Source organism: Hydrogenophaga sp. NH-16 (assembly GCF_004006415.1).
In the GTDB taxonomy this organism is placed as follows: domain Bacteria; phylum Pseudomonadota; class Gammaproteobacteria; order Burkholderiales; family Burkholderiaceae_C; genus Hydrogenophaga; species Hydrogenophaga pseudoflava.
In genome coordinates, this window is record NZ_CP029344.1 from 478,489 (window position 1) to 489,945 (window position 11,457).

Sequence of the window (11,457 nt, forward strand, 5' to 3'; positions counted from 1 at the left end):
TCAGGCGATCTTGAATCGGGCCACCGACTGCCTCAGTTCCTCGGCCATGGAGGACAGCTCACGCACCTGCGCGGCGGTCGAACGCGTACCTTCACCGGTCTGCTCGGTCACCGCGAAAATGTGCTGGATGTTGCCGGCCACTTCGTTGGCAGACTCGGCTTCGCGTAGCGTGGCGCTGGAGATCTGCTCGATCAGCTCGGCCAGACGGCGCGACACGCGGTCGATCTCGGACAGGGCGGTACCGGCGTTGTCGGACAGCTTGGCCCCTTCCACCACACCCTGCGTGGAGCGCTCCATGGCGGCCACCGCGTCCTGCGTGTCGGTCTGAATCGCCTTCACCAGCGCAGCAATCTGGCGTGTGGCATCTGCGGAGCGTTCGGCCAGGCGCTGCACTTCTTCCGCCACCACCGAGAAGCCGCGACCGGCTTCACCGGCGGACGCGGCCTGGATGGCGGCGTTCAGGGCCAGCACGTTGGTCTGTTCGGTAATGTCGGAAATCAGCTCGGTGATTTCACCAATCTCCTGCGACGACTCGCCCAGCCGCTTGATGCGCTTGGAGGTTTCCTGGATCTGGTCGCGGATGGCGTTCATACCACCGATGGCGTCCTGCACAGCCTGCAGACCGGACTCTGCGGCTTGCAGAGACGAGCGGGCCACACGAGCCGATTCCTGCGCTTGTCCGGAGACGTCGTTGATGCGCTGCGCCATGTCCAGCACCGACTGGCCGGTTTCGCGGATTTCGCGCAGCTGTTCCGTGGACGCGGCCAGCAGTTCGGTCGAGGTGCTCTCCACCGCCGACGTCGTCTGGGCCACCCGTGTTGCCGTGGCTTGCACGTTGCCCACCAGCGATCGCAGTTCTTCCACCGTGTAGTTCACCGAGTCGGCAATGGCACCGGTGATGTCTTCCGTCACCGTGGCTTCCTGCGTTAGATCGCCTTCGGCCACCGTCTGCAGTTCGTTCATCAGCCGCAGAATGGCGGCCTGGTTGGCATCATTGACGCGCTTGGCGTCCTGCTGTTGCGCTTCGGCCGCCACACGCTGGCTTTCTGCGATCAGCTGACGCTGGCGGCTTTCGAGCAGCTGGACATACGCCAGCGCCGCGCCACAGGCCAGCGCAAACAGCGCCGACGCCACCATGGCGAACAGCTCACCCCCGCCCAGACCGGAGGCGGCAGACAGCTGGCTCTGAAGGCTCTCGAGACCCGTCCGCAACGGCTCGCTGTCGCCGATCACGCCGGCCTGCGCCTCGCGGGCCGCCACCAGACCTTGCAGGTTGCCCAGAATGGCACCAGCGTCGGTGCGGGTTTGCTCGTACAGCTTCAGCAGGGCTTCCAGCCGCTCGCGGATCTGAGGATCGGTGGTGGACTTCAGGCGCAGCTCGGCGCTGCCGTTGAGCAGGCCTTCAGCGATTTCCTTGAAGGTGTTCAGGTCCTTGCCCAGCAGGAACACGGCCTCGGGGCTCACGCCTTCCATGGTCAGGAACTCGTTCGCCGATTTGCCGATGCGCTGCGTCAGCATCACCAACTGGCCTGCCGCCGAGATCTCGGTCGGGGGAGCGCCAAGTTGCAGCTTCAGAGAAGAGACTGTTTCAGCGATTTCCAGGAGGTCGGACGACTGGCGGTTGATGGAGCGAAGCGCGTCACCCACCTGGGTCAGGATCTTTTGCTGAGACAGCACCACGCCGGCATTGCGCTCGGCGGAATCCACCTTGGGCAGCAACTCGCCCAGCAACCCCTCAAACTCGGGGCCCAGAGGGCTCAGTCCCAGTGCATCATCACCCTGCTTGAAGCCACGCACGTTGCGAGACAGCACGTCGGCACTGTCCTTCACTTCAGCGAAGGCAGCCGGGTTGCCAATCAGGGCCTGGGACACACTCTTGGCCAGCCGCTGCGACTGCATCAGTGCCTGACCGCTGGCAGCCACTTGCTGACCCACTTTCTCGGTCTTGTTCAGCACGAAGAACACCACCGCCGTCAACAGCACCACCGCAAACAACAGCAAGGTGCCCAGGGTACGACGATGCTGCTCCGCGCTCCGCCGACCAAGCACCGGCAGGCTGAGCACCCCAAGCTCCAGGTCGGCTGGCTCCGGACCATCGGAGCTCAGGCGACTCTCCGTAAAATCTGCATCGTTGCGCGACTCATCTAGCCGCTCGGCAGCGATGCGGGCCACGTCCTGTTCGGCGAGGTCGCTCAGATCGGGATCGTCGGCCCCGTTCTTGCGGAACATCCCCTGGATTCGATCAAGCATGGCCATGAAACAACCTTCCAACAGAAAAGACGGGATCCATCGGGATCCGCTCACACGTTATTGATGACGACCTGCCACCCGTGCACCGCATGGCGATGCACATCAGGCCGCGATGGCGAGAAACTCCGGGTCATGGGACAGCGCCTGAAGGTTCAGCTCCTGCCACTCCTGACCATCCTTGTCGGTGAAACGGCGGGCGTACCAAGCGGGCGCCTGTGCATCCCGTTCCATCACAGACGCAAACATGGAGGGGTTGCGCAGCCCCAGCAGGCGGTCGATCCACAGAACGGCGTTCACACCCAGCGCGGAGTGCAGACTCACCAGTCGCGACTCTGATGTCACACGGTCAGACACCCTGGCGGCGGAAGCCGCTGCGAGCCGCCCGGACAGCAGAGCCAGATCGACCACGCCGTGCAGACCACCCCGGAGACTGGCCACCCCGGCGTACCACCGCTTGGTATACGGCACTGTCTGCAGGCTGGTCCACGGAAAGATTTCGCCCGACTGAACCAGCGGTACCAGGAAACGCCCGCCGCCGGCCTCCAAAGCAAGCCAGGATGCCGAGGCCCCCTCGGTTCTGGCTGCGGTCAGGCGCTCCGCGAGGCGCACCTGAAGGTCTTTGAGGGATTGACGGTTGGCCATGCGTTCAGTCGTTCGCCCGGTTGCCGCGTCAACCGAGAGCCCGGATCTTGGAGATCAGTTCTTCTGCGTTGACTGGCTTGGTCACGTAGTCGCGCGCACCCTGACGCATTCCCCAGACGCGGTCCGTCTCTTGGTTCTTGCTGGTGCACATGATGATGGGAATATCAGAGTATTGGGGGTCGCGGGTGATGGCCCGCGTCAGCTGAAATCCATTCTGACCGGGCATCACCACGTCCATCAGAATCAGTTCCGGCTTTTCCTCCCCGAGCCGACGAAAGGCCTCTTCCGCATTCTCAGCGGTTCGCACCTTGTAGCCATTTTTCACCAACAGATCGGACAGAACCATGAGCTCGGTCTTGGAATCGTCCACAACGAGAATCTTCTGAATCGGCATCATGCGGCTCCGGTGAGGTGGGCGCCAAACTGCTGCACGGCCTGCAGCAGCTGGTCTTTGGTAAACGGTTTGGTGAGGTATTCCTGCGAGCCGACCATGCGGCCCCGCGCCTTGTCGAACACGCCATCTTTGGACGACAGCATCACGACCGGAATGTTGGCGAATCGGGCGTTGCGCTTGATGATCGCGCAGGTCTGATACCCGTCCAGCCGCGGCATCAGGATGTCGCAGAACACGATGTCGGGCAGGTAGTCGTTGATTTTGGCCAGCGCATCAAAACCATCCTCTGCCAGCAGCACCTCGTGCCCGCCCTGCTTGAGAAAGATTTCTGCACTGCGACGGATGGTGTTGCTGTCGTCGACCACCAGAACTTTGAATGTGGGCGTCGGATTCACTGCTGGTCGCTCCTGTATGGTGTGGAGGGAGGGTGACGGGATGCCAGCCTGCAGCATACGCCGAGGCGCAGGCTCGTCAGATCTGGACCATCTCGAAGTCTTCCTTGCGGGCGCCACACTCGGGGCATGTCCAGTTCATCGGAACATCCGCCCACGCGGTTCCCGGTGCGATACCGTGCTCGGGTGAGCCTGCGGCCTCGTCGTAAATCCACCCGCATATCAGGCACATCCAAGTCTTGGTTTCGGTCATGTCAGCGAAGGCATTGTCATAGAATCCGGTCATTGTATCGAGCCACGGAGGGCCGCCGCTGAGCTCGCGCTGGTGGAAATCCCCAAGGCGCCAGATACCGATTTACGCGTAACACGCTGCGTTCACAATGCCCCAAAACTCCGCCCCTCCCCTGCCCGCCAACGCAGTGGAGCCTGGTGAAACTTCGCTGCCATGCGTCATGGTTTTCAACGCCAACGACCCCAGCGGAGCCGGTGGACTGGCGGCGGACCTCACAGCCATGTCCAGCGCCTCTGCCCATGTGCTGGCGGTGGTGACGGGCTCCTACATCCGGGACACCTCCGAAATCCACGACCACATCGCTTTTGACGAAGAAGCCGTCGCCGACCAGGCCCGCTGTGCGCTCGAAGACATGCCGGTCAAGGCCTTCAAGGTCGGTTTCGTCGGCAACCCGGAAAACCTCAGCGCGATCGCCGGCATCACCACCGACTACGCCGATGTCCCGGTGGTCACCTACATGCCCGACCTCTCGTGGTGGGACGAACTCGCCATCGAGACCTATCTCGACGCCTGTGTCGAGCTGCTGCTGCCACAGACCACCGTGCTGGTCGGCAACCACAGCACCCTTTGCCGCTGGCTTCTGCCCGAGTGGGAGGGCGACCGTCCTCCCAACGCCCGCGAGGTGGCCCGGGCGGCGGCGGTGCATGGCGTGCCCTACACCCTGGTGACAGGCTTCAACGCCGCCGACCAGTACCTTGAGAGCCACCTGGCCAGCCCGGAGGCCGTGCTGGCCACCGCTCGCTACGAGCGCTTTGAGGCGACCTTCGGCGGCGCGGGCGACACGCTGTCCGCCGCGCTGTGCGCCCTGATCGCCGCCGGCGCCGACCTGCAATCGGCCTGCGCAGAGGCACTGACCTATCTGGACCAGTGTCTGGACGCCGGGTTCCAGCCCGGCATGGGTCATGCCGTTCCCGACCGGCTGTTCTGGGCGCACGAAGACGAGGGCGACGAGGCCCCCGAAGGCGCCGCCGGCGAAACGCCTTCGCCGGACAGCCAGCTGGACGCCGACGACTTTCCCCTGGACACCACCAAGCACTGAACCATCCATGAGCGACCGCAACCTTGATCTCTTCGAACGCGCCAAGCAGCTGATCCCCGGCGGCGTGAACTCCCCGGTGCGCGCCTTCCGCGCGGTCGGCGGCACGCCGCGCTTCGTGCAGCGCGCACAGGGCGCCTATTTCTGGGACGCCAACGGCCAGCGGTACATCGACTACATCGGCTCCTGGGGCCCGATGATCCTGGGCCATGGCCACCCTGCCGTGCTCGAAGCGGTGCAGAAGGCGGCCACAGAAGGTTTCTCCTTCGGCGCACCCACCGAGCGCGAAGTCGAACTGGCCGAAGAGATCGTCAAGCTGGTGCCCAGCCTTGAGATGGTGCGCCTGGTGAGCTCCGGCACCGAGGCCGGCATGAGCACCATCCGGCTGGCCCGCGGCGCCACCGGGCGCAAGACCATCATCAAGTTCGAAGGCTGCTACCACGGCCACGCCGACGCCCTGCTGGTCAAGGCCGGCTCGGGCCTGGCCACTTTCGGCAACCCCACCAGCGCCGGCGTGCCGCCCGAGGTGGTGCAGCACACCCTGGTGCTCGAATACAACAACGTGGCACAGATCGAGGCTGCGTTTGCCGAGCACGGCGCCGACATCGCCTGCGTGATCATCGAGCCGATCGCGGGCAACATGAACTTTGTGCGCGCCAGCGTGCCGTTCGTCAAGCGCATTCGCGAGCTGTGCACCCAGCACAGCGCACTGTTCGTGTTCGACGAGGTGATGACGGGCTTCCGCGTCGGTCTGGGCAGCGCGCAAGGCCACTACGCGTCGCTGATTCCCGGCTTTGAACCCGACATGACGGTGATGGGCAAGGTGATCGGTGGCGGCATGCCGCTGGCGGCCTTCGGTGGCAAACGCGCGGTGATGGAACACCTCGCTCCGCTGGGTGGTGTCTACCAGGCCGGCACGCTGTCGGGCAACCCCGTGGCCACGGCCTGCGGTCTGGCCACGCTGAAAGAAATCCAGAAGCCCGGTTTCTTCGAAGCCCTGTCGGCCACCACCCGCTCGCTGGTGGATGGTCTGAAGGCCGCGGCTGATGCCGAAGGTGTTCCGTTCAGCGTGGACTGCCAGGGCGGCATGTTCGGCTTCTTCCTGATGCCCGAATTGCCGCAGAACTACGCCACCGTGATGAAGACCGAGGGCGCGAAGTTCAACGCCCTGTTCCACGGTCTGCTGGACCGGGGTGTGTACATCGCGCCCGCCCTGTACGAAGCAGGCTTTGTGAGCGCGGCGCACACCGCGGACGACATCGCGGCCACAGTCGCGGCGGCGCGCGAAGTGTTCGCCTCACTCCGGTAAATGGTCTCGCTGTTCCCCCGCGGCTGCTTCAGGGTGCGGGGGACTTGAGGCCGTCGGTGATCAGGGGCGAGAGGATCTGCGCCAGGTGCTCGTGCCCCTGGGGGTTGAGGTGGTCGTCGATGCGGTAGTAGTCCGAGCGCTTCAGCAGGGCCTGGCTGTCCAGCACCACCACGTCCAGACCGGGCGCATGCTGTGACAGGGCCGCTTCGAATGTGCTCTTGAAGCCGGGGTGGTTGAAGCCGTAGCCACTGGACTCGAACACGATGAGCTTCTTGCCTTCGAGCACTGGGCGGTAGCGCGCGACGATCTTGGCGAAGTTGTCCGCCTCCCAGGGCATGTTGCGCGCCAGGCTGCGCGCCTCGAACCGGGCCCGGCTCTTGTAGTCACCCTTGTAGATCGCATGCGCCAAGTCCAGCACCGGAGCGATGGGGCCGCGCGCTTTGTTGTCGTGGTAGCGGGCCTGCATGTGCAGCCAGCGCGAGTGGACCTGCCGCAGGAACTCCTCCCGCGTGCTCTCCACCGCCCGCTTGTTCTCGTCGGCGTCGTTGTTGCAGTACTGGAGGACCACCACCTTCGCTCCACCCGAATAGGCCCTGAGCGACTCCAGCTCGCGCAGGGTGGCGTAAGAGGAAATGCCGAGATTCTTGGTCCGGAGGTGGTAGCGGCTTCGGAGGACCTCCGGGAACGACTCGGCGTCCTTGACGCCGAAGCCCTGGGTGTGCGAGTCCCCGATCAGCACCACATCGGAAGGCGCCCGGGTGTCGGCGTTGCGAAAGCCTTCTTCGTCGAACGTCATCACCGTCTGGTATTCCAGATTGTTCAGAACGCAGGGCCCGGGCTTGGCCTTGTAGCCGTACCCTTCGTCGGTCCACCGCATGCAGGGCGTTTCCAGGTTGCGCCACGACGCCAGGTACACATCCTGGACCAGGGACGTGCCCAGCACGAGATACAGACCACCGCCCACAAGGGCCAGCAAGGGGCTCAGCAGCACGAGGTAGAACACCAGCCGCTTGCCAGCGGACAAGGTTTCAGTCGAGTTCGTAGGCATTGCGGTAGTCCCTCAGCAGCGCAGGGTCCTGGTCTTCCTTGCGCATCACACAGTTGCCCACGGCCAGAAACTCGATGCCCGTGCCCATCAGGCAGTGAAAAGCGTCTTCGGGCGTGCAGACGATCGGCTCGCCCCGGACGTTGAACGAGGTGTTGACCAGCACCGGGCAGCCTGTCAGCTCCTTGAACCGAGAGATCAGCCGGTGGTAGCGCGGATTCGTGTCGGCGTGGACCGTCTGGATGCGCGCCGAGTAGTCAACGTGCGTGATGGCGGGAATCGACGAGCGCGGGACATTGAGCTTGTCGATGCCGAACAGCTTCTGCTGCTCTGCCGTCATGGGTGACTGCCGGCTCTGGGCCACGTCGGCCACCATCAGCATGTAGGGGCTGTCCACGTCGATGTCGAACCAGTCCTGCACATCTTCGCGCAGCACGCTGGGTGCGAATGGCCGGAAGGACTCCCGGTACTTGACCTTCAGGTTGAGCTGTTTCTGCACCGAGGGGGAGCGGGGGTCGGCCAGAATCGACCGGCCGCCCAGTGCCCGGGGACCAAACTCCATGCGGCCCTGGTGCCATCCCACCGCGCAGCCGCGGGCCAGCGCGTCGGCGGTGGCGTCGATCAGGGCATCGTCGCCCAGCGTGGTGAACACCGCACCGGCCCGGCGCAGGCGCGCCTCGATGTCGCTCTGTCCGTAGGCGGGCCCCAGATACGACCCACCCATGGCATCGCCCTGCCCCACCGTCCGGGGACGACCCAGCATGAGGTGGTAGGCACCCAGCGCCGCACCGATCGCGCCCCCGGCGTCGCCCGATGCGGGCTGAACCCAGATGCGGTCGAACACGTTTTCACGCAGCAGCTTGCCGTTGGCCACGCAGTTGAGCGCGACGCCGCCGGCCAGGCACAGGTTGCGCTGCCCGGTGCTCTTGCGGATGCCCTTCGCGAGCTGGATCACCACCTCCTCGGTGACCGCCTGGATCGAGGCCGCCAGGTCCATCTCGCGCTGCGTGAGCTGGGCTTCGGCCTTGCGTGCGGGTCCGCCGAACAGCTCGTCGAAGCGGCTGTTGGTCATGGTCAGGCCGGTGCAGTAGTCGAAGTAGGCCATGTTCAGCCGGAACGAGCCGTCTTCGCGCAGGTCGATCAGGTGCTCCTTGATCTTGTCGGCGAAGCGCGGCTCGCCATAGGGCGCCAGGCCCATGACCTTGTATTCGCCGGAGTTGACCTTGAAGCCCGTGTAGTGGGTGAAGGCCGAGTACAGCAGACCCAGGGAATGAGGAAAGTGGATCTCCCGGTGGATGTCCAGGCTGTTGCCCCGACCGATCGCCAGCGAGGTAGTGGTCCACTCACCCACGCCGTCTGTTGATTCATCATCACAACTGAGCCAGTGATCACGTCGAATACTGAGCCACTGGGTTGATGGATGTTCTGGCTACTTCAATCGTTCCATCGTCTCCACGATCTCCTTCGTGGGGACGATCCTCGATTACCGCCTTCGCTTCAAGATGGGTTTACCGGACGCATACGGAGAACCGGCGCAGCCGGTTCGGGGGACATGAGCGGAGTCGGATACCCGGCGATTCAGGCGCTGGCCAGCCAAGGTGACGTGACAAAAACAAAACGGGAGCCCGAAGGCCCCCGTTCTGAAGAGTGAATCGCTGAAAGGAATTACAGCGAATCGATGAAGCTGCGGAGCTTGTCCGAACGGCTCGGGTGCTTGAGTTTGCGCACCGCCTTCGACTCGATCTGACGAATCCGCTCACGCGTCACGTCGAACTGCTTGCCCACTTCTTCCAGCGTGTGGTCGGTCGACATCTCGATACCGAAACGCATGCGCAGCACCTTGGCCTCGCGCGGCGTCAGGCTGTCCAGGATCTCCTTGACCACCTCGCGCAGACCAGCCTGCATCGCGGCTTCGATCGGCGCGGTGTTGGCCTGGTCCTCGATGAAATCGCCCAGGTGCGAATCGTCGTCGTCGCCGATGGGGGTTTCCATCGAGATCGGCTCCTTCGCAATCTTCATGATCTTGCGGATCTTGTCCTCGGGCATCTCCATCTTCTCGGCCAGGATGGACGCGTCGGGTTCGAAGCCGTGCTCCTGCAGGTGCTGGCGGCTGATGCGGTTCATCTTGTTGATCGTCTCGATCATGTGCACCGGGATGCGGATGGTGCGCGCCTGGTCGGCGATCGAGCGGGTGATGGCCTGGCGGATCCACCACGTGGCGTAGGTCGAGAACTTGTAGCCGCGGCGGTATTCAAACTTGTCCACCGCCTTCATCAGGCCGATGTTGCCTTCCTGGATCAGGTCCAGGAACTGCAGACCACGGTTGGTGTACTTCTTGGCGATGGAGATCACCAGGCGCAGGTTGGCCTCGATCATCTCCTTCTTGGCGTCGCGCGAATTGGCCTCACCCTCGTTCATCCGCTTGTGGATGTCCTTGAGGTGGGACAGCGGCACCACCACGCTGTTCTGGATCGTGATCAGGCCCTGCTGCAGTTCCTGGATCGGCGGGATGTTGCGTTCCATCACCACGCTCCAGGGCTTGCCGGCGGCGGCCTGCTTCTCGACCCACTTGAGGTTCAGCAGGTTGGCCGGGAAGTCGGCGATGAACTTTTCCTGCGGCATGCCGCACTTGTCCACGATGATGCGGCGCAGCTCGCGCTCCTTCTTGCGCACCTCGTCGACCTGGCCGCGCAGCGTGCTGCACAGCTTCTCGATCGCCTTGGCGGTGAAGCGGATGGTCATCAGCGTTTCGGTGATGGCCTGCTGCGTCTTGATGTACGAGGGCGTGCCGTAGCCTTCCTTGTCGTAGATCTTGTGCAGCTTCTCGAACAGGTTGCGCATGGTGTCGAAGCGCTCCAGCGCCTCGCGCTTGAGTTCTTCGAGCTTGCGGGTCAGGGCCTTGGAGCCGCCCTTGCCATCGTCGTCGTCGGCCTCGTCGTAGTCGTCGAAGTCTTCTTCGGCCACGTAGTCGTCGGCCGCATCGGCGTCGGCGAAGCCGTCCACCACGGTGGAGATGACGACCTTGCCTTCACGGATCTCTTCCGACATGGCCAGCAGCTCGGCAATGGTGGCCGGGCTCTCGCTGATCGCGGCCATCATGTCGTTGAGGCCGCCTTCGATGCGCTTGGCGATCTCGATTTCGCCTTCGCGGGTCAGCAGTTCCACCGTGCCCATTTCGCGCATGTACATGCGCACCGGGTCGGTGGTGCGACCGAATTCGCTGTCCACGGTGGACAGGGCGGCTTCGGCTTCCTCTTCCGCTTCCTCTTCGGTCGCTGCGGTGGGGCCGGCGTTGGACAGCAGCAGCGTTTCGGCATCCGGCGTCTGTTCGTAGACCGCCACGCCCATGTCGTTGAGCAGCGAGACCACCACTTCCAGCGTCTCGGCCTCGACCAGCTTGTCGGGCAGGTGGTCGTTGATTTCGCCGTGCGTCAGGTAGCCGCGCGTCTTGCCCAGCTTGATCAGGGTCTTCAGGCGTTCGCGGCGCAGCTTGGCTTCTTCTTCGGACAGGACGGTTTCGTCCAGGCCGAATTCCTTCATCAGCGCGCGCTCCTTGGCCTTGCTGATCTTCATGCGCAGCGGCTTGACCTTCTCGGCCGGTGCCGCCGGGTCGGCGACTTCCTCAACGACTTCTTCGACCAGATCCTCTTCGATGTCGCTCAGGTCGGCATCGTCCAGGTCGCTTTCTTCCTTGGCGGCGGCTTTGGGCTTGCGGCCGCGCTTGGCGGCCGGCTTGTCGGCCGCGGCCTTGGCGGGGCGGCCGGGCTTTTTCTTGGCTGGTTCGTCGGCGTCGACAGTGTCGAGTTCTTCGGCTTTGGTCTTGCCGGCCTTGGTCGTTTTGGCGGCCGGCTTGGCGGCGGTCTTGGCAGGGGCTTTGTCGGTCACGGGGACGGGGGCTTTCTTTTTGGGCTCCGGGGCGGCGGCCTTGGCGGCGGGCTTCTGGGCGGCTTTGGTGCTGGGGGCAGGCTTCTGGGCGGCTTTGGTGCTGGGGGCAGGCGTACTGGCTTTCTTCGCGGGCATGGGAACCTCAAAAAACGTCAGGAAAGATACCGGCTGAGACACACAAAAATCGCCAGAATTCCGCTGTTCAAGGCGCA

At 64.0% G+C, this 11,457-nt stretch carries 10 protein-coding genes; 2 read left to right on the forward strand and 8 right to left on the reverse strand.

Going from position 1 to position 11,457, the window contains the following annotated elements; translation table 11 throughout:
* The 5 genes from DD542_RS02335 to DD542_RS02355 all read right to left on the reverse strand — a co-directional run bounded on the left by DD542_RS02335 (nt 1) and on the right by DD542_RS02355 (nt 3,931).
* Nucleotides 1-2,256 carry a methyl-accepting chemotaxis protein gene (locus DD542_RS02335; protein WP_127803515.1) on the reverse strand — a complete coding sequence of 752 codons (2,256 nt, stop codon included), beginning with the start codon at nt 2,254-2,256 and terminating at the stop codon, nt 1-3.
* A 96-nt stretch (nt 2,257-2,352) separates the two neighbouring features.
* Nucleotides 2,353-2,892, reverse strand: a complete 540-nt coding sequence (locus tag DD542_RS02340; protein ID WP_066158728.1) for a chemotaxis protein CheW — start codon at nt 2,890-2,892, stop codon at nt 2,353-2,355.
* Between the two features lie 28 nt (nt 2,893-2,920).
* Nucleotides 2,921-3,286 (reverse strand): response regulator, encoded by a 366-nt coding sequence (locus tag DD542_RS02345; protein WP_066158730.1) that lies wholly within the window; start codon nt 3,284-3,286, stop codon nt 2,921-2,923.
* A complete protein-coding gene (locus DD542_RS02350) occupies nt 3,286-3,681 on the reverse strand; it encodes a response regulator (protein ID WP_066158732.1) in 396 nt (131 codons plus the stop codon). Before DD542_RS02350 ends, DD542_RS02345 begins: the two co-directional genes overlap by 1 nt.
* 76 nt (nt 3,682-3,757) lie before the next feature.
* Nucleotides 3,758-3,931 (reverse strand): rubredoxin, encoded by a 174-nt coding sequence (locus tag DD542_RS02355; RefSeq protein WP_066158881.1) that lies wholly within the window; start codon nt 3,929-3,931, stop codon nt 3,758-3,760.
* Between the two features lie 127 nt (nt 3,932-4,058).
* On the opposite strand from DD542_RS02355, the gene DD542_RS02360 reads away from it, so the two are divergent.
* On the forward strand, nt 4,059-5,009 hold the full coding sequence (locus DD542_RS02360) for a bifunctional hydroxymethylpyrimidine kinase/phosphomethylpyrimidine kinase (RefSeq protein WP_079364494.1): 951 nt from the start codon (nt 4,059-4,061) through the stop codon (nt 5,007-5,009).
* 7 nt (nt 5,010-5,016) lie between these two features.
* Nucleotides 5,017-6,315 (forward strand): glutamate-1-semialdehyde 2,1-aminomutase, encoded by a 1,299-nt coding sequence (hemL, locus tag DD542_RS02365; RefSeq protein WP_066158738.1) that lies wholly within the window; start codon nt 5,017-5,019, stop codon nt 6,313-6,315.
* Nucleotides 6,316-6,343: 28 nt separating this feature from the next.
* Here the strand turns inward: hemL and DD542_RS02370 are convergent, their stop codons facing one another.
* From DD542_RS02370 to rpoD, 3 genes are all read right to left on the reverse strand, one after another.
* Nucleotides 6,344-7,339, reverse strand: coding sequence for a GDSL-type esterase/lipase family protein (locus DD542_RS02370; RefSeq protein WP_164868320.1), 996 nt, complete (start codon nt 7,337-7,339; stop codon nt 6,344-6,346).
* Nucleotides 7,340-7,343: 4 nt separating this feature from the next.
* Nucleotides 7,344-8,711, reverse strand: a complete 1,368-nt coding sequence (locus DD542_RS02375) for a carbamoyltransferase C-terminal domain-containing protein (RefSeq protein WP_241559658.1) — start codon at nt 8,709-8,711, stop codon at nt 7,344-7,346.
* A 314-nt stretch (nt 8,712-9,025) separates the two neighbouring features.
* Nucleotides 9,026-11,380, reverse strand: a complete 2,355-nt coding sequence (rpoD, locus tag DD542_RS02380) for an RNA polymerase sigma factor RpoD (protein WP_127803519.1) — start codon at nt 11,378-11,380, stop codon at nt 9,026-9,028.
* Nucleotides 11,381-11,457: the final 77 nt, after the last annotated feature.